A 26,745-nucleotide genomic window follows, 5' to 3' on the forward strand; every position below is an offset into this window, starting at 1 on the left:
AGGCCCCGACAGCCCAACCGCAGGCCCCACTGATCAACCGCCCCATGTCACCTCGAAGCCGGTCACGCGACCGTTCGTCCAGAGTTGCTTGGCCGACGCCGCGTCCATGCATTGCCCCGGGCTATTGCCGTTGAAGCTGCAGAACATCTCGTCCCAGTCGTGGATGCGGGCCATGTCTGAACCGACCGCGCCGGCGCGCGGCAGCACGCCGTCAACCCGCGCGTATCCGTAGGCGGTACCATCCTGCACGCGCAGCCAGATCGTCGCGTCGCCAGGCGGTTGGCAATTCGCATCACCTTGCCAGGCGAGCGCCGCAGCGACCTTTCCGCCGCCCATGAAGCTGTCCATCGAATAGTTTACTGACGCGCTGCTCGCCTGGCAGCGGCCAATAGCGACGCCGGGGCGGCTCAGCCGCCCTTCGCCGGGATCTCCGTCCGGCCTAAACGGCCGAAGGCCGACGGTCGACATGCCGCCGGACGGCGGGCTCGGCATCGGGCTCGCCGCCGCTCCGCCGTTGGTCAATGTGGCTTGCTGGCCGGAGGACGACGACGCTGGCCCACGATCGAAATTCCCGGCCGCAGTGCGCGCCATGGCGAGGCGCTCCTGCTGGACCCGGGCAGCCTCACTGGCCTGGATCTGCGCCAAGCGCGCCTGCTGGTTGGCGGCGGCGATGCGCTGCTGCTCCAGCGCGTTTAGCTGCGGTTGACCGACTGCCCCAGGAACCCCGCCGCCGCGCTGAGCGGCGATGGCTGCGCGGATCGCTGCGTCGTGATCCATGAACCGGCCCTGAGGCGTAGTGGTGTAAAGGCCTGCCGTGCTCTGGCTGGTCGTCGTTCCCGAACCCTGTGTGGCGATACGCCCGGACTGTGCCGCCTGGGCGCGCTGGGCTTGAGCAGCCTGCGCATTGGCTTGGGCCTGGCGCTGGGCGGCGGCCTGTTGGACGAGTTGCGCGGTCTGGGCGGCGGCGATAGAGGCCTGACGCGCGTTCTCGGCGGCCAACTGCGTATTGACCTCTCCCATCACGGTGACCGCCGCGCCGAGGAAAGCGTTGAAGGCCTGCGAGCGTTCACGCGCCTTGCGGCGCTGCTCAGCGGCGGCTGCGTCAACCTGAGCCTGATAGGCGGCCTGAGCCGCGCGCTTGGCGGCCTCGTCAGCAGCGACTTGTGCGCGCCGAACTTCGACCTGTTGCTCCATAAGCGCGCGGCGATCGACAACGGGCGAGGTTGCCGACCCGCCGGCAGTCTGCTGGCCGCCGGACGACAGCGCACTGAGCTGATAAGGGCCCGCACCATCGGCCGTGTTGCTGCGGGCTAGGATCAGATAGCGACCGCCCACGGCCGTAAAGCTGACCTGGGCGTCCTTCCCTTCGGGCGACACATTGTCGTTCTGGTGCTGCAAAGAGGCGGCCGAGCACAGCGCGCCGCGTGCAATCTGCAAGGCGCTGTCCAAGGCCGCCGAGCTCATGGTCACCGTCCAACGGCTGCCGGCCGTTGTGTCGATGGAATAGCAATCATAAGGCTTGCCGTCAGGCGTACGCGGCGCTGCGGCGGTCAGTTCACCCACAACGGCACCAGTGTCGGGGATAGGTGCAGGCCGCACCAGCGCCGGCCCGACGGATGATTGAGCGTATGCTGACGCCGCGTGGGCGGCGATCAGGATCAGCGATGCGGTGAGAAGCCCCTGCCTCATAGCGTCGACCTTGCCATTGATTTCGAGCTTGGCAAACGAATTCCAGAGTCCGATTCCTGCGAAGTTGACGAGATTAATAGTCGGCATTGTATGGCGACACCCCCCCGCCCACCGATCATCCGGTGGCCGCCAAAACGCCCCCTCACGCTTATCCCCGGACTCCAATCGCAGTGTCATTGCCCGGCCCCTTCCTCCAGGGCGCGACCATGCCGCTCGCAGTGCAGCGGAGCATACCGCCAGCAGCCGGCTCGCAATCGCAGTTGCGCAAGGAGTCGGCGACCATGCTGCCAGACACGATCCGCGCCCCTTGCGCCTGGACTGAACCTTGGAGGCAGGCTTCCGCCGCCTGGCAGGCGCTATCGCGGCTAGATCCGTAGGCTGTCCAGTGGCCAAGCTTCTGGCCCAGCGCATCGATAGCAACTGCGGACGGCGTGTACCGTGGGGCGGACTCGACCGGGCACTCGATGCCGGTGACCAGCCGTCCGCCGACGCGGAGAATATCCCCTCGCCGCTTGTCCAGATACTCGCGCGAGCCCTGCGCCAGGCCGTAGGTCCGGTCTGACGGCCCTTCCAAATATAGAAAGCCGCAGCTGCCAGGTCGGTCGATGACGCCGTAACTCACCTTGACCCCGGCACCGTGCCGGCCGGAAGCCGCCAGTTCGATCGCGGTCTTGCGAGCGGCGGCCTCGCGCAAACTCATCATCTCCGGCGGGAGGTGGGCGAAGTGCTCGCCGTCCCGACCGTAGACGATGAAGTGGGCAAGACGCCGTGGCGCTCCGTTCGCCGAGGCGGGGCAGGCCAGTTCCTCAGCCCGGACGGGACTGGCGTCCCGGGGTTTGGGCGCGAGCGAGCCATCAGATGTGCGGGAGTCTGCCAGGGCGGCCGACCCGGCCCAAAGACCGATGGCGACCGGCGTCGTGGCCACTACAAAGGCCAGACTTGCGAACAAAGTCACGATCAGGCGACGCATCCCCCCCCCAGCTCTATCGTCTCTGCAAGCCTAGCAGAGCTATCGACGACCGCGAGTCGCATTCGCCTGACGTACAATTCGCGTTCTGCAGCCTCGGGCCGCGCCGCAGACTGCTGGATCTAGCCGATGCCACACGCTTCTAGACACTAGCAGCACCTAGCGCGAACCTTTCCAAGGTTAGGTCCTTCAATCGCGCCTACAGACGCTGCCCGCAAGCTGACCTTGCCAAGGTCGCCTAAGAATCAAAAGCGGAACGTTCCGAGCCTTCCTTCTAACTCATGCTGGGATTTCACGGGCCAACTCAGCGAGCAGGCTCCTGAGCCTTGGGTTCATCGTTTCTTCAGCGCCTATGCCTCGCTGGCCTAGCCCCCGGATCAAGCTTGCCTGCCGGTGCGACGCCACCGCGCCATAGCTGGAAAATGTCGTCATCACCTTCTCGTGGCCCAGGTTCTGCGACCAGGCCTTGAACTCTTCCGGCGATCGACACGTCTGCTCCCCAAACTGAACCAGGGTGTCGCGCAGCGAGTGCGGCTTAAAGTAGGGCAGGCCGGCGCGCTCAAAGGCCTGGCGGAAGATGCGCCGGATCGGTTCGGCGGTGCTCCACGCTTCGCGCTTCAGACCGCCCGCCACGAAGCCGCCCTCCGGCCCAACTATCATCTGGGTCGCGGGAAACAGGGGGTCGCTATCGCTCCACAGCAGGGTGTCGCGCAGATGGGCGACCCATTCGGCCAGGACATCCCGTGCCGGGCCCTCCACGGGGAAGAACCAGGTTGTGAAAGTCTTGGAGAACTTGGTCTTCACCTCGCGCGCATCCTGATCCAGCCGCCCCTCGGCGATATTAAGATGCTTAAGCCGCAGGGACGCGGCCGCGCCGTCGCGCGCGCCGGTCAGCAGGATCAGGGCGATCAGGGCCCTGTCGCGCTTCTCGATGTCGGTTTGTGCCGGGGCGGTGGTCAGGACGTGATTGACCTGGGCGAGCGTCGGGAACGGCTTCTCGCGAAAGGCGCGCGCGATCCGAACGTCTTTTTCGGCGAGGTTGAAATAGTCAGCATCGGAATAGCTGATCTTGCGCTTGTAGCCGGACTGATCAGCCAGCCAGATGAAAAAGCTGCGCAGGGCCGACAGGGTGGAATGAACCGTCGCCCGGCTGAGACGTTCGCCGCTGCGGGCGGCCGTCATCTCGTCCAGCTTGCGCTTGAAGGCCACGGCCTGTTCGCGGTGGAACTTGCCAAAATCCTTGCATGCGGTAGCGTCTTCGAAGCGCGCCAGGGCCTTGGCGACAGCATCAATTGAAGCGTCGTTTCGCCTCCGAGCTTCGCGGAGATAGATGAAATAGGCGCGCTTGATGCGCTCGTTCGCCGGGTTGTGTTTGGCCACGTCGGTTCGTCCTTTCTCTAGTCACAAATCATGAAGGGGGTTGGGCGCTCTTCTATGTGTCGCTCCGCCTCCATGATCTGGATGGCCACACCGGGCAGGATGTCAGGCAAAGTCGCCTCTCGGGCCCGGCGGAACATCCGCGCGCCGCAGGTCGCGCAGATCGCTTTAAGCGTCCCCGCCTTGGTCGCACTGGCCTCGAAGACAGCCCTCGCGTCGGCGGGGACGCGGGGCTCCTTGCATCGGAAGCAGTAGATCGCGCCGGGTGGGCAGGGTCGCTTGGCCTGGGCACGGCGGGCCTGCAAGAACGTGCGCAGGTCCCGCCCCTGGATCAGCAGCGGGCGACCGCTGTCGAGGGTGGGCAAACCCCTGTCGCACCAGTTCCGTACCGTATTACGATGAACCCCGTAGAGACGGGCCACCTCTTCGACGGTGTAGGCCCGATGCAGCTTGGCCCGGCTCGGATTAGGCCGCGTCATTGGCGACGCCCTGCTCAAGACCCATCAGGCGGCGAACCGACACGGTCTTGATCAGGGTCCGCCGGCCCAGCTTGATCGTCTCCAGCCGCCCCTCGCGGATGAGGAGGTAAATCGACGTTCTGCCCAAGCTGAGGGTCTTGGCGGTATCGTTGATGGATAGGGCGATCGGCTCCACGGAGAATCTCCTGTTCGCTAGAGCGTTGGTGAACGCCTACGAACTTGTGGTGCGTCGCGGATCGTCGATAGCTGGGCGGGACGAAGAAAACTCTAGCCCTGACAGACGTTTAACCCAGCCCAGACTTGAAGAGCGCGGACAGTCCAGGCCTGGGGTGGGTTAGTCCTGGGGGTAGGGTGGGTTCGCTGTACTAGGGGGTGGGCCCAGCGCGAACCAACCTTATAGCTGACAGCGACCTTAGAAGGGGATCTCGTCATCTAGATCAGCGACGAACGCCTCTCGCCTTGGCGCTTGGCTAACTCTTGTGCTTGGCACCAGAATTAGTCCGCTTGATGGGGGCGGGCCATTGGGCGAGGGCGTCGGAGTCGCCCCGCCCTCGGGCTTCCAGTTTGCGACCTTGCAGATTTCTTCAATGCCGGTGGCGTTTGGCTTGCCATCTTTGCCTGTCAGACCGAGATCGCCAGCGTTCTCGGTCAGCCATTTTTTCAGAGCTTGCTTTGGTGACTTACCGGCCAAAAGGCTGGGATTGGAAGTCACTGCGCTCCACGCCTTGTTAGCTGCGGCCAACTTGGCCGAAAATTGTGGATGCGAGGCGGCATGCCCGTCTAGGTGCGATGAAGTCGGCCTAATAAAATGCTCGCAGATATAGCCTCTCGCCCTAAAAAACCTGTCGAGATCATAGACAGATAGCAGTGTCCGCCTCACATCCACGACTCTTTCATTCGAGTGCCCTTGCTCATAATAGGCTGAATAAACTGGCTCGATACGCTCGGCGAGAATGGCTCCACATAGGGCAGTTCTAGTCGCGACATATCCGGGATAGTTTTTCTCAAGTAAGGTATCGGATGCGTCCTCGACGTCTCCCGGAGGGAAGCCGGCGAATAGCAAAGCTGCGTTCATCACCGAAAATTCGTCCGACAGTTTCCAAAAATCGATGTTCTGCATTCGCGCGTTCCATGATTCGTCGCGCGAAGCCTGACCTAATCACCCGGGGTTGTGAACTCAGCAGCCTAGCGCTGGGCCGGTCGCCGTATCGGCACGACAGCGCCGTCTCGCCGGAGCTGATCCAGATAATCGCTCCACCACTGGGCCATCTGCACGCGCTCCGCCCAGTGCGCGCCACGGTGATAAGCTGCGCGGATTGGATCTCGGTCCTTATGGGCCAGAGCCCGCTCGATAGCATCAGGCTGCCACTTCCCCGATTCATTCAACAGGGTTGAAGCCATGGCGCGGAAGCCATGGGCCGTCATCTCGTCGCCGGAAAAGCCAAGACGCCGCAAAGCCGCATTGACCGTGTTTTCCGACATGTGATCCGCCGGAGTACGAATGGACGGGAAGACATAGCGGCCGTGTCCGGTCAGATCGCGCGCCGCCCGGAAAAGGGCGACCGCCTGCCGGGAAAGCGGAACGGCGTGTTCCTGGCGCGCCTTCATCTTGTGGGCGGCAATGCGCCAGACAGCGCCCTCGAGGTCGATCTCGCTCCACTCCGCCTTCCGCAGCTCCCCAGGCCTGACAAACACATGCGGCGACAGGGACAGGGCGATTTGCGTCGTCATGCCGCCGCGATAGCCGTCGATGGCCCTGAGAAGCTCACCGACCTGTTTGGGTTCCAGGATCGCAGCAAGGTGCTTGGGCTTTGGCGCGGTCAGCGCGCCGCGAAGATCGCGAGTCGGATCAGCGGGCACGAGTTGATTGGCCACCGCAAAGCGGAAAACCTGACCTATGAACTCAAGGGTTCGGCGAGCGCTTTCAAGCTTTCCCTTGGCCTCAATCGGCCTGACGGCCTGCAGCACGTCGATGGGCTGGATTTCCGAAATCGGCCGATTGCCAAGGCTAGGGCTGACCAGTTTCAGGAACCAGGCGCGTTTTGCCAGGGTCGCCTCTGCTAGTCCCTCTCGACGATTCTTCTCGATGCAGTCACGGGCGACCACCGCAAAGGTCTGAACGGCGGCAGATTTCGCCGCCTGCTTGGCCTGCTGCTTTTTGAGTGCGGGATCGACGCCGTCGGCCTGTTGCCCTCTCGCCTCGTCACGGCGCGCACGCGCCATCTTCAGGCTGACCTCCGGATAGGCCCCAAACGACAAAAGCTTCTCAATTCGCTTTGGTTGGCCGCTGTCATCGACGCCGTTGACGCGAAATTTCATGCGCCAGAGCAACCCGCCCGATGGCGAAACGAGAAGAAACAGGCCCTTTTCGTCGGCGAGCTTGTAGGCCTTGGCCTGGGGCTTGGCCGCCCGGATCGCTGTATCGGTCAGGGCCATTTGGGGGTATCTCGTTTTGTCGCCTTGGGAGTACCCCCAGAAAAACCCCCGTTGAGGTACGACTGCGGGCAAACGTCGGCGATCAACAGCGACCGCTGAAGTGAGAATATCCTTGTTTTTGTTGGGTTTGTCTACACACCGGCGACCGGTGGCGAACAGGGTGGTGGTGCCGCTTAGGTGACTCGAACACCTGACCCCATCATTACGAATGATGTGCTCTACCAGCTGAGCTAAAGCGGCCCACAGCGCGTTCGAGGCAAGGCCCCGGCGCGAGGAGGCGCCTATTTAGCGGCGCGCGGGCCACTTGCCAAGCGTCTACGTGCACCTGTGCCACGGCGCGGCGCCGGACCCTCGCCGGAGGGCTCCGGCAGGGCCGGCGCGTCATAGACGCCGGGGTCGTCAGGGATCGGCATCAGGGGACCGCCGACCTCGGCCGCGCGGACGAAGGGCGTCGATTCCACATAGGCCGACGGCAGCTCGGGCAGATCGTTCATGGTCCGCTCACGCCGCTCATGGCGAGGATGGATCAGCTCACCGGTCTCGGCGTAGCTGACGGCCAGGCGGGCCCAGTCCTCGCGGCCATAGGCGAAGGCGCGGCCTTCCGGATCCAGGTCGGACCAGTCGGGCTCCTGAGGGGCGGCAGTGCCCCGGGCGATCCAGGCGCGGGCCTCGTCGGCCTCGCCATTGGCAAAGGCTACCCGGGCCATCAGGCCGGCGAAACGGGCTGTGGGGGCCTCGTCATCAAGGAGGCGAGCCGCAGCGCGGGCTGCCACCGGATCGCCGCCGACCAGGCCGCTCTCGACCCGCAGGATGCGGCTTTCGCGGGCCTCGGGCTTCAGGGCCGCCAGGGCGGCCAGCCGGGCGGCGCGGGCCTTGGGCGTCTCATTGGTCTTCAGGTCGCGATAGGCCAGCCAGAGGGCCGGGTGCGGCGCGCTCTTCCAGGCGGCCTCGATCAGCTGCCCGGCCTTGGCGGTCTTGCCTTCGGCGGACAGCAGGCGGGAGGCCATGATCACGCCGGGGGCGAAGTCGGGCTTGAGCTTGACGGCCTGGGTGGCGAAGTCGAGGGCCTGGCTGCGCTTGCGGGGCTCTTCGGACCCTTCGAGGCTGGCGGCCGAGGCGGCCAGAAGGGCCGCCCGGGCCCGCTCGGCCACGACCGGCGGCACGATCTTGCGGTCGAGGGCGCTCTGAGCGAGGTCGAGGGCCGCGACCCAGTCGCCGGCCTCGAGCCGGGATTCTAGCAGGGCCCGCCAGGCCCAGCGTGCCGTGCGCGCCAGGCCAAAGGCGGTCTCGGCATGGCGCACGGCGGCCAGGCGGTCACCCTCGGCCAAGGCCGTCTGCATCAGGCCGCGCAGGCCGGCCAGGCGCATTTCGGGAAAGCCGAGCATGGCCGAATAGGCGGACTTGGCGGCGACATGGTCGCCGGCCGTCTCGGCCGCCTGGGCCGCGAGGACCCGAACCAGGGCCGGTGTATCCTCGGCCAGGTCGGCGGCCTTCTGGGCCAGGCGACGGGCCTCGGAGCCGTCGCCCGCCGCCACGGCGAGAAAGCCGCGCGACAGGGCTTCAACGCCCTGCTTACGCTTGTTCTCAGCCCGGGCGAGGGCGGCGCGGCGCGGGGCCTCGATCACCCAGATCAGGCCCCGCCACAGGACCGTGGCCAGCAGGGCGGAGAACAGGGTGAGCAGGGCGGCGGCGGCGGCGGTCATCTCGACCCGCCAGCCCATCCAGTCGAGATGGGCCCGGCCCGGCTCGCCCATCAGGGCCACGGTGGCGACGGCGACGGCCGCGACGAGGAACAGGACAAAGGCGGCGCGGATCATGGGGCAGCCCGCGTCACCTGGGCGAGGCCCGCCAGGGCGTCGGCCCGGATCGCCGCCACGTGGCGATCGACCTCGACCCGGCGCTCGGCCGAGGCCAGCCACGGCGACAGCACCACCCTGGCCGAATCAGGCAGGGGGTCGAGGGCCCGGATCGCGGCCTCGACTTCACCGGCATCGAGCAGGCGCTGGGCCCGGGCCAGCATGGCGTCCGGCGTCGAGCCGCGCGTCGAGCTGACCTGGCGGATCGAGACGATGCCGGACAGGGCGTAGCGAATGCGGGCCAGCAGGTCGGCGTCTTCGCCGGGGTCGCGTGCGGCGGTGGCGGCGCGGCCGGCCAGGGTCTCGAACTCGGCCGCCAGACCGGCCCGGGTCGGGGCCCCGGTCTGGGCCAGGCGGGTCAGGGCGCGCAGGTCGGGTGACATCGGCAGGACCCGGCCCAGGCTGGCCAGGGTCTCGTCGAAGGGGCCCGTGGTCTGGGCGGCCTCGGCCAGGGAGGCTGCGGCCAAGGCTGCTGCGGCAGCGTCGAGCACGCCCTTCTGGCCGGATTCGAGGGCCGCGATTCGGGCTTCCAGACGTTCGACCTCGACGACCGGTGCTGCGGGCACCGGCGCAGCGGCCTCCACCGGCAGGGGCGAGCCGACCGGCAAGCGCGCGGACGGCGGGGTCGGACTGGGCGCGGCCTGGATTTGTCGGTCCACCTGGGTCGCGACCGGGAACCAGCTCGGCCCGAACCGGGTGACCAGAGCTCCGAGAAGGATGCAGGACAGGCAGAGCGCGATCATCGCCCAGAAGCCCGGTCCGAGCAGGGGACGGCGGCGGGCATACAGCGCGGGATCGCTGGGGGTGACGATTTCAGCGGGATCGTGTGCGGCGTTCATGTGCCATTCGTGCCCCACGCCGCATCGCTGCGCAATGTGCAGCTATCGCGCGAGGAGATCGAGCAGGGCGGATTCGCGCGGTCGCGGCGCCAGGGCCACAGAGCCGAGGTGGCCGGACCGGGTCGCTGCCGCCAGCGGCTCGGCCACCGCCGGCGACAGGCACAGGGCCCGCAGGGTCGGGGCCGGATGTTGCTCGAGGATCGCGGCCAGCCCCCTGGCGGCCCGGGGCGACTGCAGCAGAACGGCCTTCAGGTCAGGAAGTCTTGCCAGGGTGGGAGCAGCGGGCAGGCGGTCGATCGCGGCATAGACCGCCAGGGCCCGGGCCTGCAGTCCGGCCCTGGCCAGCAGGGCGGGCAGGTCGGCGGCGGGCTCAAGAGCCCCGACCGCGAGCACGGGCCCGGGCCGCACCTTTTCGATCAGAGCAGCCAGGGCCGCCACGTCGCCGTCGGCACTGGACACCGGGGCAAAGCCCGCAGCCCGGGCGGATGCGGCCGTGGCCTCGCCCACCGCAAAGACCGGCAGGGTCCGGGCGGGGCTCAGTCGGGCAAAGGCCTCGACCCCATTGACGCTGGTAAAGGCCAGGGCCGCGATGCCGTCGAGCGTGACCGCCGGTGCCAGGCTGCGGATCTCCAGCAGGGGGTCGATCAACGGCGCATAGCCCAGGGCCTCGACCCGACCGGCGGTGGCCTCGGCCCCGGGGCGGGCGCGGGTGATCCAGACCGTGCCGCCCGCTGTCATGGCCTAGTCCGGCAGGATCAGGGCGTCACCGCCCTCGGCCCGCACTGCTGCACCCAGCGACAGGCCCAGGGCGCGGGCGGCGGCGATGTCGTCCGCGCCGTCGAGCGTCGTCTCGCCCTGGCGGCGGAAGCGCCGGGCCCCGTCGGGCGTCAGGGCCTCGACGATCATCGAGAGCTTCGGGCCATCGAGCACCGCATGGGCCCCGACCGCCGTGCGGCAGGAGCCTTCGAGGGCGAACAGGGCACCGCGCTCGGCGGCGACGCAGATCGTGGTGGGACGGCAGCGCACGGCCTCGAGCCAGTCAGCCCCAACGTCCTCAAGTCGGGTCTCGATAACCAGGGCCCCCTGACCGGGAGCCGGCGGACAGGCGACGGGGTCGAGCCAGCTGTTGGGCAGATGGCCCAGACCCAACCGGTTCAGACCTGACTGGGCCAGCAGGATGGCATCGGCCTCGCCCCGCTCCAGCTTGGCCAGCCGGGTATCGACATTGCCGCGCAGCATGACGATCTGCAGATCGGGCCGCACATGCAGGGCCTGGGCCTGACGCCGCAGCGAGGCGGTGCCGAGGCGCGCGCCGTGGGGCAGGTCTTCCAGCCGTGCGCAGACCGGGCTGATGAAAGCATCGCGCGGATCTTCCCGCTCGGGCGTGGCGGCGAGGACCAGGCCGGGCGGCAGCTCCGCCGGCATGTCCTTCAGCGAATGGATGGCGCAGTCGATGCGGCCGTCGAGCAGGGCCTCCTCGATCTCCTTGGTGAACAGGCCCTTGCCGCCGATCTCCATCAGGCGGCGGTCCTGGATGCGGTCGCCGGAGGTGACGATCGGAATCAGGGGCGCATAGGCCTCCTCCTCGCCCGGAGCCGCACCCAGGGCGGCGGCGATCCGCGCCTGCATGAGGCCGGACTGGGCCAGGGACAGCTTGGAGCCGCGGGCGCCAATTCGGATGGGAGGTTGCCGGGACACGGTCGGGACGTTACCTGCGGAGACGATTGAAGCCATCGCTGCTACAGGAGCGGCGGGAACCCCGCAACCGAATGCCGAACCCCAAGAGCCTGACCCTCCTTGGCCTCGAGACCAGCTGCGACGAGACGGCGGCGGCGGTCGTGCGCCGGACGGACGACGGCCAGATCACGGTGCTGTCCTCGATCATCGGCACCCAGTTCGAGCAGCACGCCCCGTTCGGCGGGGTGGTGCCGGAAATCGCCGCCCGCGCCCATGTCGAGGCCATAGACGCTATTGCCGCCGAGGCGATGCGTGCGGCCGGAATCGGCTTTGACGCCCTCGACGGCGTGGCCGCCACTGCCGGGCCGGGCCTGGTCGGCGGGGTGATGGTCGGCCTGGCCTTCGGCAAGGCCGTGGCCCTGGCCCGCAATGTACCCCTTGTGGCGGTCAATCACCTGGAAGGCCATGCGGTCTCGGCCCGGCTGGGGGCGGACATTCCCTATCCCTTTCTGCTGCTGCTGGTTTCCGGCGGGCACTGCCAGCTGCTGGAGGTCGCCGGGGTCGGGGCCTGTACGCGCTTGGGCACCACGATCGACGACGCCGCTGGCGAGGCCTTCGACAAGATCGCCAAGTCCCTGGGCCTGCCCTATCCGGGCGGCCCGGCCCTGGAAAAGCTGGCGGCCACGGGCGATCCATCGAAGTTCGAGCTGCCCCGCGCCCTGCTCGGCCGCAAGGACTGCGACTTCTCCTTCTCGGGCCTGAAGACCGCCGCCGCGCGCCAGGCCGAAAAGATCACCGACGAGACATCACGGGCCGATCTAGCCGCCGCCGTCCAGGCTGCCATCGCCCGCCAGCTGTCGGAACGCACCGACCGGGCGATGAAGCTCTATCGCGACAGCCACCCCGGCCAGGCCCTGCGCTTCGTCGTCGCCGGCGGTGTCGCCGCCAATGGCGCGGTCAAGGCGGCCCTGAGGAAGAACTGCGACGACAACGGGTTCTCGTTCGACGCCCCGCCCCTGGCCTATTGCACCGACAATGCGGCGATGATCGCCCTGGCCGGTGCCGAGCGGCTGGCCCTGGGCCTTGTCGACGACCTGGACGCCGTCGCCCGTCCCCGCTGGCCCCTTGATGAGGCGTCGGCCCTGTCCCATCCGAGTAGCAGTTTCGGCCGCAAGGGAGCCAAGGCATGAACCGCTTCAAGCATGCAGGCGTGATCGGCGCCGGCGCCTGGGGCACCGCCCTGGCCCAGGTCTGCGCCCGGGCGGGCCTCGCCGTCACCCTTCAGGCCCGCGAGCCGGAGGTGGTCGAGAGCATCGCCGCCCGGCGTGAGAACACCCTGTTCCTGCCCGGCGTCGCCCTGGAGCCCGAGATTGCCGCTGTCGCCGACATGGCCGGTCTGTCCTCCTGCGACCTGATCCTGGCGGTGGCCCCGGCCCAGCACCTGCGATCAGCGCTCAAGGCCCTGGCCCCGCATCTTCGCGCCGGTACCCCCGTGGTGCTGTGCGCCAAGGGCGTCGAGCAGGGCACGCTGAAACTGATGACCGAGGTCGCCGCCGAGACCCTGCCGGACGCGCCTCTGGCCGTGCTGTCAGGTCCCAGCTTCGCCGGCGAGGTGGCGCGGAACCTGCCGACCGCTGTCACCCTGGCCTGTGAGGACGAGGCCCTGGGCCGGGCCATTGCCGAGGCCATCGCCACCCCGACCTTCCGCCCCTATATCGCCGGCGACATGATCGGGGCCGAGGCCGGCGGGGCGGTCAAGAACGTGCTGGCCATCGCCTGCGGCATCGTCGAGGGCAAGGGTCTGGGGCGCAGCGCCCACGCCGCCCTGATCACCCGCGGCTTTGCCGAATTGACCCGCCTGGCCATGGCCCTGGGGGCCCGGGCTGAGACCGTCGCCGGCCTCTGTGGCCTGGGCGATCTCGTCCTGACCTGCTCCAGCCCGCAGTCCCGCAACATGAGTGTCGGCCTGGCCCTGGGCGGCGGCATGACCCTGACCGAAGCCCTGGCCGGCAAGCTGTCGGTTGCCGAGGGCGTCGCCTCGGCCCCGGCCGTGCGCGATCTCGCCACGCGCCTGGGGGTCGAAATGCCGATCTGTCAGGCTGTCGCCGCCATCCTGGCCGGTGAGGCCCAGGTCGATGCCGCCATTGCCGGACTGCTGTCGCGGCCCCTGAAATCCGAAGCCTGACTGGAGCGCCCGATGCCCCTCTTCGCCATCACCTGCAAGGACAAGCCCGGTGCCCTCGAGACGCGCCTCGCCACGCGCCCCGTGCATCTCGCCTATCTGAAGGGCTGCCTGGGCCTGAAACTGGCCGGGGCCCTGCTCGGCGAGGACGGCAATCCGATCGGCTCGCTGCTGATCGTCGAGGCCGACGATCTTGCAGCCGCCCAGGCCCAGGCCGACAACGACCCCTTCACCCTGGCGGGGGTGTTTGCCAGCGTCGAGGTCCGTCCCTGGCGCCTGGCGATCGGCGAGCTCTAGCCATCCCTATGCGCTCCGATCCCGACAACAGGGCGCGTCCGGCGGCCGGAACCCGGCTCTGCGCCCTGGACGAGATCCCCTCGCCCGGAGCCAAGGGCTTCCGGTTTCGCGACGGCGAGGCGATGTTCGCCGGCTTTGTCGTGCGCCAGGGCGAGGCGGTGTTCGGCTATGTCGACAGTTGTCCACATGCCGGCTGGCCGATGGCGGGCTTTGCCGGCCAGTACCTGACCCGAAACAGTGACCTGATCCTGTGCGGCGGCCACGCGGCCCTGTTCCGGATCGAGGACGGGGTCTGTGTGGCGGGCCCCTGCCCCGGCCAGACCCTGACGCCCTGGCCCGTGCTGGTTGAGGCGGGCGAGGTTTACACGACCTGAGCGCGCGACGTTTTGTCGCTGCGCCGCCAAGGTAGAGTTAAGACCCGTTAGACATGTCGTCCCCATGATCTGGCCCTGCGGATCCGAGTCCTTGCGGGAGAGACAGGCAGATGGCGTCACTGGGTCAGAAGATCATCGGAGCATGCGGCGGCGCGGCACTGCTGTGCGCGGCGACAGCGGGCACCGGGCTTTGGGTGGCTTTCAGCCTCGACAAGGCCCTGGAGCGCGCCTCCACATCAGCCCAGATCCTGCGACAGCACATGCATGCCGACATGATGCATGACGCCCTGCGGGGCGACGTCGGTGGCGCGATCATGTCCAGCGACCCGGCCCTGGGCTTCGACATCAAGACGGTTCGGGCCGATCTGGCCGAACATGTCGCGGCCTTCGAAGAGGACATCAAGACCGCAGAAAAGCTCGCCCATGATCCCGCCATCAAGTCCGCCCTGAAGGACGTCGAGGCCCCGCTGGGCGCCTACATTGCCTCCGCCTCGGGCCTAGTGGCCATCGCCGATACAAGTCCCATCGAGGCCCGTGGCCTGCTGCCGGATTTCAACACCCAGTTCTCCGCCCTTGAAGACAAGATGGAACAGGCCTCGGAGCGCATTGAGGCGGCCGCCACCCGCGATGCCGAAGCCGCCCGCCGCCTGGGGGACTTGGGCGAGATCCTGATGGGGGCCCTACTGCTGTCGGCCGCCGCCCTGGCCGTCGGCCTGATCCTGGCGGCCCAGAGGGTCCTGATCGCGCCCCTGTCCGAGATCACCCGCTGCCTCCGGCGACTGGCGGCCGGTGACTTCTCGGTGGTTCTGCCGAAAGTGGGTCGCAAGGACGAGATCGGCGAGATGGCCACCGCCGTCCATGCCTTCCGCGACGCGGTCGAGGCGCGACAGAAGGAGCTCGAAGCCAATGATGTCCGCGAGGCCCTGGAGACCGAACGCCGGGCCGCCGAGGCCCGTCGGGCCTCTGAAGATGCGGCCCAGAATGCCGTGGTCGGCAATCTCGGCGATGCCCTGCGCCACCTGTCGAACGGCGACCTGTCGCACCGCATCGATCAACATTTCCCCGAGGGCTATGAGCGCCTGCGCATCGACTACAACGCCGCTGTCGACAAGCTTTCAGGCGTGATCGCGGCCTCTCTGGAAGGGGTGTCGATGATCCATGGCGGTACGGCCGAGATCACCGAGGCCGCCGACGACCTGTCCCGCCGCACCGAGCACCAGGCCGCCAGCCTGGAAGAAGCCGCCGCGGCCCTCGACGAGATCACCAGCACGGTGCGTCAGACGGCCGAAGGGGCGACGCGGGTCCGCAAGGTGGTCGAGCAGGCCCGGGCCGCCGCCGGCAACAGCGGCGCCGTCGTGGGCCAGGCGGTCAGTGCGATGGGCGCGATCGAGAAATCCTCCAGCCAGATCGGCCAGATCATCGGCGTCATCGACGAGATCGCCTTCCAGACCAATCTTCTGGCCCTGAATGCCGGGGTCGAGGCCGCCCGGGCCGGCGAGGCCGGCCGTGGCTTCGCGGTCGTCGCTCAGGAAGTCCGGGCCCTGGCCCAGCGCTCGGCCGACGCGGCCAAGCAGATCAAGACCCTGATCGCCACCAGCGCGGCCGAGGTCGGTCAGGGTGTCGAATATGTCGGCAAGGCCGGCGAGGCCCTGCGCGCCATTGCCGATGAGGTCGACCAGATCGACGCCCTGGTCAGCGCCATGGCCGCATCCACCCAGGAACAGGCCCGTGGCCTGGCCGAGGTCAATACGACCATGAACCAGATGGACCAGGTCACCCAGCAGAACGCCGCCATGGTGGAGGAGACCACCGCCGCCAGCCACGCCCTGGCCCAGGAGGCCACGCGCCTGGCCGAGCGCATGGGCGAGCTGCGGATCGCCGGTGGCCACGTCGCTCACCGTCGGGCGGCTTAGGCCGCTTTCGGGGCCAGCAGACCTTGCGTTCCTAGGCTGGGGCCGTCTCGGCCGCAAAGGCCGCCAGGTCTTCAATGAGAGACTGGGCGGCCATGGCCACCAGCTCGCCACCCTTTTCCGGCGTGGCCTGGGCCGGGTCGGACCCCATGCGACCGTCGGCATAGCGGGCCCGGAAATCCAGGGCTTCACGGATCGGACCGGTCGGGGCGATCTGCGGCTCATAGGCGGCGGTCTTGATCGACTGCGGATAGGCCCACTGGGTCACCGCGATCTCGGACGGGGTGGCATGGCTGCCATGGCCGACGGGAAACTGCCGGTTGGCCAGGGCATTGACGCCGGCCAGGTCCCACCAGTTCTTCAGCTTCAGGGCAAACGGGGCCCGCGTGCCGCGGAAGCTGTAATCGGCATAGATCTCTGAAAAGGCCGCCTCGATCGAGGCGACATTGCCGCCGTGGCCATTGAGGAAATAGATCCGCTCAAAGCCATGCGCGCCCAGCGACCGCACCCAGTCGCCGATCGCGGCGATGAAGGTCGAGGGGCGCAGGAAGATGGTGCCCGGAAAGGCCAGGTGGTGCTGGGCCATGCCGATATTGAAGGTCGGGGCCACCAGCACGGTGTCCGAAAGCTTCTGGGCCTCGTGCGAAATGATTTCCGGACACAACCAGTCGGTGCCGAGCAGACCCGTGGGGCCGTGCTGCTCATTGGAGCCGATCGGCACCACCACGGTCTTGCTGGTTTTCAGAAAGGTCTCGATCTCGGACCAGGTGGAGAGGGCGAGCAGCATCGAAAACTCCTGAACAGGGCGCAAACCGGCATAGCGCGCGACGGCCACGCAAGAAACCCTAATGGTATCCTTGCGCGCCGACACACCCTTCGCATACTCCGGCCGCAACAAGACCAAGGGAGTGAATGGCGTGAGCGACGGACAGGTTTTCCCGGTTCCAGAGGCCCTGGCGCGCGAGGCGCATATCGACGCCCTCGCCTATGACGTCGCTCTCGCCCGCGTCGAGGCCGATCCGGAAGCCTATTGGCGCGAGATCGCCGCCCGGCTCGACTGGATCCAGGCTCCCACCGAGATCAAGGACGTCTCGTTCGACAAGGACGACTTCCGCATCCGCTGGTACGCCGACGGGGTGCTCAATGTCAGCGCCAACTGCATCGACCGTCACCTGCCCCACAAGAGGGACGATGTCGCCCTGGTGTTCGAGGGCGACGAGCCGGGAACCTCCGACAGCCTGACCTATGGCCAGCTGCATGAGGAGGTTTGCCGCATGGCCAATGTCCTCAAGGCGCAGGGCGTCCAGAAGGGCGACCGGGTGACCATCTATCTGCCGATGATCCCGATCGCCGCCGTGGCCATGCTGGCCTGCGCCCGCATCGGGGCGGTTCACTCGGTGGTGTTCGGCGGCTTCTCGCCCGACAGCATTGCCGGGCGGATCCAGGACTGTGCCTCGCACTTCGTGATCACCGCCGACGAGGGCAAGCGCGGCGGCAAGCGCGTGCCGCTGAAGGCCAATATCGACGAGGCCCTGAAGCACTGCCCGTGGGTCGGCAAGGTGCTGATGGTGCGCTGGACCGGGGCGGACGTGCCGCTGGTGCATGGCCGCGACATCATCTGGCAGGAGGTCCGCGAGACGGTTTCGGCCGATTGCGCGCCCGAGCCGATGAATGCCGAGGACCCGCTGTTCATCCTCTACACCTCAGGCTCGACTGGAAAGCCCAAGGGCGTGCTGCACACCACCGGCGGCTACCTGGCCTGGGCCTCGTGGACCTTCTGGGCAGTGTTTGACTACAAGCCCGGTGAAGTCTTCTGGTGCACGGCCGATGTCGGCTGGGTCACCGGCCACTCCTATGTGGTCTATGGTCCGCTCTCGAATGGCGGGACCAGCCTGATCTTCGAAGGCGTGCCCAACTATCCGACCCCCAGCCGCTTCTGGGAGGTGATCGACAAGCACAGGGTCGAGATCTTCTACACCGCCCCCACGGCGCTGCGGGCCCTGATGCGGGAGGGCGACGAGCACGTCACCAAGAACGATCTTTCGAGCCTGCGCCTGCTGGGCAGTGTCGGCGAGCCGATCAATCCGGAAGCCTGGCTCTGGTACCACCGCGTGGTCGGCAAGGGGAAACTGCCGATCGTCGACACCTGGTGGCAGACCGAGACCGGCGGCATGCTGATCACGCCCCTGCCCGGTGCCACCGACCTCAAGCCGGGGTCAGCCTCCAAGCCCCTGCCCGGCGTCAAGCCGCAGCTGGTCGACGCCGAGGGTCAGGTCCTGGACGGGGCCACCGAGGGCAACCTCGTGATCACCGACAGCTGGCCCGGCCAGATGCGCACGGTCTATGGCGACCATGGCCGGTTCTTCGACACCTATTTCTCGACCTATCCCGGCAAGTACTTCACCGGCGACGGCTGCCGCCGCGACGCCGACGGCTATTACTGGATCACCGGCCGGGTCGATGACGTGATCAATGTTTCGGGCCACCGCCTGGGCACGGCCGAGATCGAGAGCGCCCTGGTCGCCCACGAGACCGTCGCCGAGGCCGCCGTGGTCGGCTATCCGCACGATATCAAGGGCCAGGGCGTCTATGCCTATGTGACCCTGAATGCCGGCACCGAGGCGACCGACGACCTGCGCAAGGCGCTGATTCTCTGGGTTCGCCACGAGATCGGGCCGTTCGCAGCCCCCGACATCATCCAGTGGGCCCCGGGCCTGCCCAAGACCCGCTCGGGCAAGATCATGCGCCGCATCCTGCGCAAAATCGCCGAGAACGAACTCGGCAGTCTGGGCGACACCTCGACCCTGGCCGATCCGTCGGTCGTCGACGATCTGGTAAAAAACCGCGCCGGGGCCTAACCGAACGCCGTCTGGCGCGTTAGCCTCTGCGCGATGCGCCGTCGGATTTCCCTCATCCTGCTCCTCCTGGCCAGCCCGGCCCTGGCTGATGCCGGCTGGGCCGAGCGGCTGAACCTGGGCGAGATCCCGATCGAGGCCCATGCCGACGCCCAGGGCCGGGGCGGCATGGTCAGGGCCGCCATCGATATTCCCGCCCCGGCCTCAGTGGTCTGGCGGACCATTCTCGACTGCGACCGGGCGGCGCGGATGACCCCGGGGGTCAAGCGCTGCCGGGTCCTGACCCGCGCGGCGAATGGCCGGTCGGAACTGCGCGAGCACCTCGTCAAGTGGAGCTTCTTCCTGCCGGCCCTGAAGTCGACCTCGCGGATCGATCTGGAGCCGGACCGCAGCATCCGTTTCACCTGCGTCGGCGGCGACATCCGCGCCTGCGAAGGCTCCTGGAGCCTGGAGCCGATCCGCGGCGGGACCGCCACCCGCGTCACCTATGAAATGTGGGCCGCTGCGCCCTTTGCCCTGTCGGCACCCCTGCTCAGCAGCCTGATGCGCCGCGATGTGCCGGACGCCCTCAAGGCCCTGCGCCGCGAATGCCTGGAGGTCGAGTGATCCCGGGGCCGCAGGATCCCCCGGACAGCCTTTGGCTTTTCGACGGGGTCTGCAATCTCTGTTCGGGCTCGGTAGCCCTGGTCCTGCGGCTCGATCGCGAGGGGGTCATCCGGTTCACCCCGATCCAGTCCCCCTATGGCCGCCAGCTGGCCCTCGCCCACGGCATCGATCCCGACCATCCGGACAGCTTCCTCTTTCTGGATCGCGGCCAGGCCCTGGCCAAGACCGCCGCGATCGGGGCGCTGCTCCGCCGCATGCGAGCGCCCTGGCGCTGGCTGGCCTTCATCGACCGCCTGCCACGCCGCCCCATGGACAGGGCCTATGACTGGCTCGCGGCCAACCGCTACCGCCTGATGGGCAAGAAGGCAGTGTGCATGGTCCCCTCGCCCGCCGTACGCGCCCGGTTCATCCTGGAGCCGCCGCCCGGGTGATCCGGCCCCGCTTCATGACAAGACGGTAAGCTTTCGCCCGGCTGGCGCGGTGCTAGGGTCGCAGTAACCGCGTTTGCTGGAGCTCTTCCGAATGATCCGTCCTGTCGCCAAGGCCGCCCTCGTGGCGCTGGCCCTTTCGACCACCGCCCTGTCGCCCCTGGCCTTTGCCGCCCCCGCGACCGCCTCGATCAGCGTGCCGCCGATCGCCTACAAGGAGCGGGTGCTGGCCAATGGCCTAAAGGTGTTCACCGCCCGCGACACGACCACGCCCAATGTCACGGTCCAGGTCTGGTACGGCGTCGGCTCCAAGGACGACCCGGAGGGTCGTTCGGGCTTTGCGCACCTCTTCGAACATCTGATGTTCAAGGCCACGCGCAACATGCCCAACGAGTCGATCGACCGCCTCACCGAAGATGTCGGCGGCTTCAACAACGCCTCCACCTATGACGACTTCACCAACTATTACGAGGTGGTGCCGGCCAACCATCTGGAGCGCCTGCTCTGGGCCGAGGCTGATCGCCTGGGCTCTCTGGTCATCGACGAGGCGGTGTTCGCCTCGGAACGCGATGTCGTGAAGGAAGAGCTGCGCCAGCGGGTTCTGGCCGATCCCTATGGCCGGCTTTTTGCGCTTTATGTGCCCCAGCAGTCCTTCACCACCCACCCCTACAAGCGTCCCGGCATCGGTTCGATCGAAGAACTGGACGCGGCCACGGTCGATGACGTCCGCGCCTTCCACGCCACCTATTATCGCCCGGACAATGCCACCCTGATCGTGGCCGGCAATTTCGACGAGGCCCAGTTGCAGGCCCTGGTCGACAAGTATTTTGCCCCGCTGAAGACGCCGGCTGCGCCCCTGCCCAAGGTCACCGTGGTCGAGCCGCCCCGCACCGGCCCGAAGACCGTCAATACCTATGGTCCGAACGTGCCGCTGCCGGCGGTGGCGATCACCTGGCTGGCCCCGGCCTCGGCCGACAAGGACGCCCCGGCCCTGGCCGTGCTGGACGCCATCCTCTCGGCCGGCAAGTCGTCGCGCCTCTATGACACCCTGGTCTATGACCAGAAGGTCGCCCAGTCGGTCTTCTCCTCGGGGCCGACCAATGCCCAGCCGGGCCTTTTCTATGTCGGGGCCGTGATGGCCGGCGGCAAGACGGCCGAGCAGGGTGAGGCTTCCCTCCTGGCCCAGGTGGCCCGCCTGCGCGACGCCCCGCCGTCTGAGGCCGAGCTGGCCGAGGCCAAGACCGGCCTGCTGGCCGACGCGGTACGCCGCCGCGAAGAGATCGATGGACGCGCCTTCGCCATCGGCTATGCCCTGCTGACCGACGGTGATGCCGCCCGCGCCAATACCAACCTGGCCGACCTCCAGACCGTGACCGCCGCCGACGTGCAGCGGGTTGCGAAAAAGTGGCTGGCCGATGATCGCCGCACCGCCATCCGCTATCTGCCGGAATCCGCCCGCCCGGCCGGCGAGAAGGACAACACCCCGGTTCCGCCGAAGGTCGCCTCGGTCAAGTTCAATGGCACGATCACCACCCTGGCCCCGGAGGCCGAGCGCCAGAAGGCCCCGGCCGTCGCGGCACCGATCGCCGCCGTCCTGCCGACCCCGGTCGAAAAGACCCTGGCCAACGGCCTGCGGGTGATTGTCGCCAAGTCGAGCGACCTGCCCCTGATTACCGCCGACCTCACGGTTCGCGGCGGGGCCAGCGCCGACCCGGCGGGCCTGGCCGGGGCCTCCAGCCTGACCGCCGAGCTGCTGACCGAAGGCACCAAGACCCGCAGCGCAGGCGACATCGCCCGCCAGACCGAGGCCCTGGGGGCCAATCTGGCGGCCGGCTCGGGCTGGGAGGCTGCCTCCCTGACCCTCAGCGTGATCGCCGACAAGGCCACGCCGGCCATGGCGATCATGGCGGACGTCGCCCAGAACCCGGTCTTCAAGGCCGAGGAACTGGACCGCGTCCGTACCGAGACCCTGGACGGGCTCTCGGTGGCCTATCAGCGTCCCGGCTCGCTGGCGGCCTATGCCAGCGCGCCCCTGCTCTATGCCGGCTCGGCCTATGGCCATGTGGCCGGCGGCACGCCGGGCTCCCTGCCCAAGATCAAGCGGGACGATCTCGTCAAGATGCATGCCGCAGCCTGGCGACCGGACAATGCCGTTCTGGTCCTGACCGGCAACCTGTCGCCCGAGGCCGGGTTCGCCCTGGCCGAAAAGGCGTTCGGCGGCTGGAAGAAGCCGGCGACCCCGGCACCGACACTGCCAGCCGCGCCGGCGGGCTACAAGCCGCGCAACCTGGTGATCGACCTGCCGGGCACCGGCCAGGCGGCCGTGACCCTGGCCAAGCCGGCCATCACCCGGGCCGATCCCAGCTACTATGCAGGCCTGGTGACCAATGCCGTTCTGGGAGTCGGCTTCTCCTCGCGTCTGAACCAGGAAATCCGCATCAAGCGCGGCCTGTCCTACGGGGCCGGTTCCAGCCTGACCCCGCAGGGCCAGTTCGGCGGCTTCTCGGCCCGGGTCCAGACCAAGAACGAATCGGCCGGCCAGGTGGTCAGCCTGGTCCAGGCCGAACTGACCCGTCTGGCGGCCGAACCGGCCTCGACCGGCGAGCTGACGGCCCGCAAGTCGGTCCTGGTCGGGGGCTTCGGCCGCGAACTGGGCACGTCGGAGGGCCTGGCGGACATCCTGGGCAATCTGGCCGTCTATGGCGTGCCGTTGAACGAGATCCAGGGCTATGCGGCCAAGGTCGAGGCGGTCAGCGCTGCTGACGTCCAGGCCTTTGCCAAGGCCTATATGGATCCGGCCCGGGCCAGCATCATCATCGCCGGCGACCGCACGAAGATGGGCGACACCCTGGCGAGCGCCGTGCCGAATGCCACGGTGATCCCGGCCGCCCAGCTGGATCTCGACAGCCCGACCCTGACCAAGGGCAAGTAGGACGGCCAGACCCTGTCATCCCGGTTCGCGTCGTCGGCGTGAGCCGGGATGACAGGGTGTCAGGCTTTCGGTCTGGGTTTCGCCGGGGCCTTGGCCGGGGCCTTTGCAGCCGCCGGCTTGGGCGCGGCGGCCGCAACCTGCGGTGCCGCCTCCCGGGCCAGCAGGTCCCGGATCTCCATCAGCAGGGCTTCCTGGGCCGTCGGAGCGGCGGGCGCTTCCTGGGCGGGCTCGGCTGCGTCAGCGCGGCGGATGCCGTTGACGATCTTGACCAGCAGGAACACCACGGCGGCCACGATCAGGAACTGGATCAGGGTGTTGATGAAGGCTCCGTACTGAACGGCGACCTTCTCCACGGCCTCGGTGGCCTTGTCTTCGGGCTTGAGCACCCATTCCAGCTTGGAAAAGTCCAGGCCACCGGTCAGCAGGCCGATCGGCGGCATGATCACCTGGTCGACCAGGCTCTTGACGATGCCGTTGAAGGCCGCGCCGATGATCACGCCGACGGCAAGATCAATGACGTTGCCGCGCGAGATGAACTCGCGAAATTCCTTGATGACACTCATGACCGGGCCTCGCCGACTGGGCTTGCAGAAGGCCGCAAGGCTGACGGCGTTCGGGCCCGGAGGTCAAGGCTGGGTCAGCTATTCGTCGGCGTTGAGCCGGGCCCGCAGTTCCTTGCCGCTCTTGAAGAACGGAACATGCTTGGCGCGGACGTCGACGGTTTCGCCGGTCCGCGGGTTGCGACCGGCACGGGCCGGGCGCGAGCGGACGGACAGGGCACCAAAGCCGCGCAGCTCGACGCGACCGCCGCCTTCCAGGGCACCGATCATGCGCTCCAGAATGACGCTGACAACGCGCTCGACGTCTTTCTGCGTCAGGTGCGGATTTTCATTCGCGAGCCTGGCGATGAGTTCAGACTTGATCATCGATATCCCCGGCGCCGGAGGAGGAGGCGGCGCGAGCGGACCTTTGCCCAAGGGTGGTTGAGTCTTCAAGAGGCAGGTTGAGATTCTGACCGGCGAGCTGCGCAGTTGGGCCGGGCCACTCAGACATGTTCGACTGCATCAATACCGCATTTGGGCATCAAAATGCCGCTGGAGCGGCCAAGACAACAGGGTTTTCGCTGAATGACCCGCCCAAAGGCGGAAAAGAAACCCTTCTGAAGGGCGGCGGAGAAATCTGACGGCCCCGGCTGAGAACGACCCCGCAGAGAACCCTCTGACCTCACCAAAGCTCACCCCATCCAAGGACTTAGCGACCAGGAGCGGTGGGTATGGCGCAAAGAAAACGGCGGCCGGATCGCTCCGGCCGCCGCTGACTTCAGTCTCTGATGAGAGCGAAGACTATTCCTTCGGGGTAGCCCGCTCGCGCAGGGCGGCACCCAGGATGTCGCCCAGCGAAGCGCCGGAGTCCGACGAGCCGAACTGCTCGATGGCTTCCTTCTCTTCGGCCATTTCCAGCGACTTGATCGACATCGAAACGCGGCGGGCCGCCTTGTCGATGTTGGTGATCTGAGCGTCGACGCGGTCACCCACGGCGAAGCGCTCGGGGCGCTGTTCCTGACGGTCGCGCGACAGGTCCGACTTGCGGATGAACGCGGTCATCAGGGCGTCGTCTTCGCCGAAGCGAACTTCGATGCCGCCGGTGGTCACTTCGGTCACGGTGACGGTGACGGTCTGACCCTTGCGATAGGTGTCGCCCGACATCGGATCGCCGCCGAGCTGCTTGATGCCCAGCGAGATGCGTTCCTTCTCGACGTCAACGTCGAGAACCTTCGCCTTGACCATGTCGCCCTTCTTGTAGCGGGCCATGGCTTCTTCGCCCGACGCGCTCCAGTCGATGTCCGACAGGTGCACCATGCCGTCGATGTCGTTGTCGAGGCCGATGAACAGACCAAACTCGGTCGCGTTCTTGACTTCGCCTTCGACGGTCGAGCCGACCGGGTGGGTTTCGAGGAACGAATCCCACGGGTTGGCCAGGGCCTGCTTCAGGCCCAGCGACACGCGACGCTTGGACGGATCGACGTCAAGCACGACCACGTCGACTTCCTGCGAGGTCGAGACGATCTTGCCGGGGTGGACGTTCTTCTTGGTCCAGGACATTTCCGAGACGTGGACCAGGCCTTCAACGCCGGCTTCCAGCTCAACAAACGCGCCGTAGTCGGTGATGTTGGTGATGCGGCCGGTGAACTTGGCACCGACCGGGTACTTCGCTTCCACGCCGTCCCACGGATCCGACTGCAGCTGCTTCATGCCGAGGCTGATGCGCTGGGTGTCCGGGTTGATCTTGACGATCTGAACCTTGACGGTGTCGCCCACGGCCAGGACCTGGCTCGGGTGGTTGACGCGCTTCCAGCTCATGTCGGTGACGTGCAGCAGGCCGTCGATGCCGCCGAGGTCCACGAACGCACCGTAGTCGGTGATGTTCTTGACCACGCCTTCGCGGATTTCACCCTCTTGCAGCTGCGACACCAGTTCGGTGCGCTGCTCGGCGCGGGCTTCTTCCAGAATGGCGCGACGCGAGACGACGATGTTGCCGCGCGGACGGTCCATCTTGAGGATGGCGAAGGGCTGTTCCTTGCCCATGAGCGGGCCGACGTCGCGCACCGGGCGGATGTCGACTTGCGAACCGGGCAGGAACGCCGAGGCACCGCCCAGGTCGACGGTGAAGCCGCCCTTGACGCGACCGACGATGGCACCGAGCACCGGAACGTTCTGGGCGTAGACGCCTTCCAGACGGGTCCAGGCTTCTTCGCGCTTGGCCTTTTCGCGGCTGATGACCGCTTCGCCCAGGGCGTTTTCGAGGCGCTCCAGGAACACTTCGACGTGGTCGCCGACCTTGATGGTGGGCTTGCCGGCTTCGTCGACGCCGAATTCCTTCTGGGGAACGCGGCCTTCGGTCTTCAGACCGACGTCGATGATCGCGAAGTCCTTTTCAATACCGACAACGATACCCTTGACGACGGTGCCTTCCGCGAAGTCGCGGCCGCCCATGGAATCGTTCAGCAGCGCTTCGAAATCGTCGCGCGTCGGGTTGAAGCTCATATCGTCAGCCATGCTGATGTTTAGTCTCGTGTTGAGGGAGGCCCCATTGGTGAAGGCCGTCGGATGACGGTTCTGGGGATTCCGGGTTGGGTGATTTTTGATGCGGATCCGGCGCTTCCTAAGCGGCGGCGAGGCGGGCGTTAGATTAGCCCGGGAGGTCTCCCGACCGGGCGCGCGCCGTCTCGACAATGCGGCGGGCCGCATCGAAGGCCTGCTCTATAGTCATTTCCGACGTGTCGAGCAAGACGGCGTCTGGAGCCTGGGTCATGGGGGCGTTTTCCCGCCCACCGTCGCGGGCGTCGCGCTTGTGAATGTCGGCCAGAACATCGTCAAAGCTGACCGTCTCGCCTTGACCCGACAGCTGTTTCCAGCGGCGTTCGGCCCGGATTTCCGGTGTCGCGGTGACATAGAGCTTGGCCGGGGCCTCGGGGGCGATGACCGTGCCGATGTCACGGCCGTCAATCACCGAGCCCGGCTCACGCTTGGTGAAGTCGCGTTGCAGGGCGAACAGGGCCGCGCGGACACCGGGATGTACGGCCACGCGGCTGGCGGCCTCGCCGGCGGCGCGGGTGCGGACCTCGGCCTTTTCCAGTTCGGACAGGTCCAGGCCCCGGGCGGCGGCTTCCGCCGCGGCGTCGTCGTCCAGGTCGCCGCTCGCGCCCAGCAACCGCACCCCCACCGCGCGGTAGAGCAGGCCGGTGTCCAGCATCGGATAGCCGTAGAGCGCCGCAAGCCGGCTGGCGACCGTGCCCTTGCCCGAGGCGGCCGGGCCATCGACGGCGATGATGAAGGCCATG

25 protein-coding genes, 1 tRNA gene and 1 pseudogene are annotated in these 26,745 nt (G+C 67.5%); 10 read left to right on the forward strand and 17 right to left on the reverse strand.

The features are described 5' to 3' along the window. Positions 1–33 precede the first annotated feature (33 nt). From AQ619_RS16915 to hemC, 12 genes are all read right to left on the reverse strand, one after another. A complete protein-coding gene (locus tag AQ619_RS16915; protein ID WP_062150415.1) occupies positions 34–1,776 on the reverse strand; it encodes a PPC domain-containing protein in 1,743 nt (580 codons plus the stop codon). 61 nt (positions 1,777–1,837) lie between these two features. Next, positions 1,838–2,659, reverse strand: a complete 822-nt coding sequence (locus tag AQ619_RS16920; RefSeq protein WP_062150418.1) for a hypothetical protein — start codon at positions 2,657–2,659, stop codon at positions 1,838–1,840. Positions 2,660–2,935: 276 nt separating this feature from the next. Continuing rightward, positions 2,936–4,036, reverse strand: a complete 1,101-nt coding sequence (locus AQ619_RS16925; RefSeq protein WP_062150422.1) for a site-specific integrase — start codon at positions 4,034–4,036, stop codon at positions 2,936–2,938. Positions 4,037–4,053: 17 nt separating this feature from the next. Then, positions 4,054–4,512, reverse strand: coding sequence for a helix-turn-helix domain-containing protein (locus AQ619_RS16930; RefSeq protein ID WP_084746126.1), 459 nt, complete (start codon positions 4,510–4,512; stop codon positions 4,054–4,056). Further along, positions 4,499–4,687 carry a helix-turn-helix domain-containing protein gene (locus AQ619_RS16935; protein ID WP_062150427.1) on the reverse strand — a complete coding sequence of 63 codons (189 nt, stop codon included), beginning with the start codon at positions 4,685–4,687 and terminating at the stop codon, positions 4,499–4,501. The genes AQ619_RS16930 and AQ619_RS16935 overlap by 14 nt, the downstream gene beginning before the upstream one ends. 237 nt (positions 4,688–4,924) lie before the next feature. Continuing rightward, the gene (locus AQ619_RS19220; protein WP_166504292.1) at positions 4,925–5,632 is read right to left on the reverse strand and encodes a hypothetical protein; all 708 of its coding nucleotides are present in this window, start codon (positions 5,630–5,632) and stop codon (positions 4,925–4,927) included. A gap of 65 nt (positions 5,633–5,697) precedes the next feature. Next, a complete protein-coding gene (locus tag AQ619_RS16940; protein WP_062150430.1) occupies positions 5,698–6,948 on the reverse strand; it encodes a tyrosine-type recombinase/integrase in 1,251 nt (416 codons plus the stop codon). Positions 6,949–7,112: 164 nt separating this feature from the next. Further along, positions 7,113–7,188, reverse strand: a tRNA-Thr gene (locus AQ619_RS16945). A 41-nt stretch (positions 7,189–7,229) separates the two neighbouring features. Beyond that, entirely contained in the window at positions 7,230–8,765 is a 1,536-nt protein-coding gene (locus tag AQ619_RS16950) for a heme biosynthesis protein HemY (RefSeq protein WP_062150433.1), read from the reverse strand. After that, positions 8,762–9,643, reverse strand: a complete 882-nt coding sequence (locus tag AQ619_RS16955) for a COG4223 family protein (protein WP_174515182.1) — start codon at positions 9,641–9,643, stop codon at positions 8,762–8,764. Before AQ619_RS16955 ends, AQ619_RS16950 begins: the two co-directional genes overlap by 4 nt. Before the next feature lie 42 nt (positions 9,644–9,685). Then, positions 9,686–10,381: a uroporphyrinogen-III synthase gene (locus AQ619_RS16960; RefSeq protein WP_062150438.1), complete on the reverse strand. Its 696-nt coding sequence runs from the start codon at positions 10,379–10,381 to the stop codon at positions 9,686–9,688. Positions 10,382–10,384: 3 nt separating this feature from the next. Beyond that, positions 10,385–11,341: a hydroxymethylbilane synthase gene (hemC, locus tag AQ619_RS16965; protein ID WP_062150441.1), complete on the reverse strand. Its 957-nt coding sequence runs from the start codon at positions 11,339–11,341 to the stop codon at positions 10,385–10,387. A 71-nt stretch (positions 11,342–11,412) separates the two neighbouring features. Here hemC and tsaD point away from each other — a divergent pair, with 71 nt between their 5' ends. From tsaD to AQ619_RS16990, 5 genes are all read left to right on the forward strand, one after another. Next, positions 11,413–12,510, forward strand: a complete 1,098-nt coding sequence (tsaD, locus tag AQ619_RS16970) for a tRNA (adenosine(37)-N6)-threonylcarbamoyltransferase complex transferase subunit TsaD (RefSeq protein ID WP_062150444.1) — start codon at positions 11,413–11,415, stop codon at positions 12,508–12,510. After that, positions 12,507–13,505 (forward strand): NAD(P)H-dependent glycerol-3-phosphate dehydrogenase, encoded by a 999-nt coding sequence (locus AQ619_RS16975; protein WP_062150447.1) that lies wholly within the window; start codon positions 12,507–12,509, stop codon positions 13,503–13,505. Before tsaD ends, AQ619_RS16975 begins: the two co-directional genes overlap by 4 nt. A 12-nt stretch (positions 13,506–13,517) precedes the next feature. Further along, positions 13,518–13,799 carry a YciI family protein gene (locus AQ619_RS16980; RefSeq protein ID WP_062150450.1) on the forward strand — a complete coding sequence of 94 codons (282 nt, stop codon included), beginning with the start codon at positions 13,518–13,520 and terminating at the stop codon, positions 13,797–13,799. 8 nt (positions 13,800–13,807) lie between these two features. After that, positions 13,808–14,173, forward strand: coding sequence for a Rieske (2Fe-2S) protein (locus tag AQ619_RS16985; protein ID WP_062150454.1), 366 nt, complete (start codon positions 13,808–13,810; stop codon positions 14,171–14,173). 110 nt (positions 14,174–14,283) lie between these two features. Continuing rightward, complete coding sequence (locus AQ619_RS16990; protein ID WP_062150457.1) at positions 14,284–16,086, forward strand: methyl-accepting chemotaxis protein; 1,803 nt, start codon at positions 14,284–14,286, stop codon at positions 16,084–16,086. A gap of 31 nt (positions 16,087–16,117) precedes the next feature. On the opposite strand, the gene AQ619_RS16995 is transcribed toward AQ619_RS16990, so the two are convergent. Next, the gene (locus tag AQ619_RS16995) at positions 16,118–16,870 is read right to left on the reverse strand and encodes a creatininase family protein (protein ID WP_062150460.1); all 753 of its coding nucleotides are present in this window, start codon (positions 16,868–16,870) and stop codon (positions 16,118–16,120) included. A 130-nt stretch (positions 16,871–17,000) separates the two neighbouring features. Here AQ619_RS16995 and acs point away from each other — a divergent pair, with 130 nt between their 5' ends. From acs to AQ619_RS17015, 4 genes are all read left to right on the forward strand, one after another. Further along, positions 17,001–18,941: an acetate--CoA ligase gene (gene acs / locus AQ619_RS17000; protein ID WP_062151803.1), complete on the forward strand. Its 1,941-nt coding sequence runs from the start codon at positions 17,001–17,003 to the stop codon at positions 18,939–18,941. 33 nt (positions 18,942–18,974) lie between these two features. Beyond that, positions 18,975–19,544, forward strand: coding sequence for an SRPBCC family protein (locus AQ619_RS17005; RefSeq protein ID WP_062150463.1), 570 nt, complete (start codon positions 18,975–18,977; stop codon positions 19,542–19,544). Then, the gene (locus tag AQ619_RS17010) at positions 19,541–19,975 is read left to right on the forward strand and encodes a thiol-disulfide oxidoreductase DCC family protein (protein WP_335338041.1); all 435 of its coding nucleotides are present in this window, start codon (positions 19,541–19,543) and stop codon (positions 19,973–19,975) included. The genes AQ619_RS17005 and AQ619_RS17010 overlap by 4 nt, the downstream gene beginning before the upstream one ends. Before the next feature lie 91 nt (positions 19,976–20,066). After that, complete coding sequence (locus tag AQ619_RS17015; RefSeq protein WP_062150468.1) at positions 20,067–22,904, forward strand: M16 family metallopeptidase; 2,838 nt, start codon at positions 20,067–20,069, stop codon at positions 22,902–22,904. Positions 22,905–23,053: 149 nt separating this feature from the next. Here AQ619_RS17015 and mscL read toward each other — a convergent pair. Together mscL and AQ619_RS17025 are read right to left on the reverse strand one after the other, a co-directional pair. Continuing rightward, a pseudogene (gene mscL, locus AQ619_RS17020) lies at positions 23,054–23,467 on the reverse strand (large-conductance mechanosensitive channel protein MscL); the annotation flags it as partial. Between the two features lie 78 nt (positions 23,468–23,545). Further along, on the reverse strand, positions 23,546–23,830 hold the full coding sequence (locus AQ619_RS17025) for an integration host factor subunit beta (RefSeq protein WP_062150474.1): 285 nt from the start codon (positions 23,828–23,830) through the stop codon (positions 23,546–23,548). A gap of 125 nt (positions 23,831–23,955) precedes the next feature. Here AQ619_RS17025 and AQ619_RS19465 point away from each other — a divergent pair, with 125 nt between their 5' ends. Further along, positions 23,956–24,087 (forward strand): hypothetical protein, encoded by a 132-nt coding sequence (locus tag AQ619_RS19465; RefSeq protein WP_257720829.1) that lies wholly within the window; start codon positions 23,956–23,958, stop codon positions 24,085–24,087. A gap of 160 nt (positions 24,088–24,247) precedes the next feature. Here AQ619_RS19465 and rpsA read toward each other — a convergent pair whose 3' ends face one another. Continuing rightward, entirely contained in the window at positions 24,248–25,960 is a 1,713-nt protein-coding gene (gene rpsA / locus AQ619_RS17030; protein ID WP_062150477.1) for a 30S ribosomal protein S1, read from the reverse strand. A 133-nt stretch (positions 25,961–26,093) separates the two neighbouring features. Beyond that, positions 26,094–26,744 carry a (d)CMP kinase gene (gene cmk, locus AQ619_RS17035; protein ID WP_062150480.1) on the reverse strand — a complete coding sequence of 217 codons (651 nt, stop codon included), beginning with the start codon at positions 26,742–26,744 and terminating at the stop codon, positions 26,094–26,096. Position 26,745 lies beyond the last annotated feature (1 nt).

Source organism: Caulobacter henricii, assembly GCF_001414055.1.
Taxonomy (GTDB): domain Bacteria; phylum Pseudomonadota; class Alphaproteobacteria; order Caulobacterales; family Caulobacteraceae; genus Caulobacter; species Caulobacter henricii.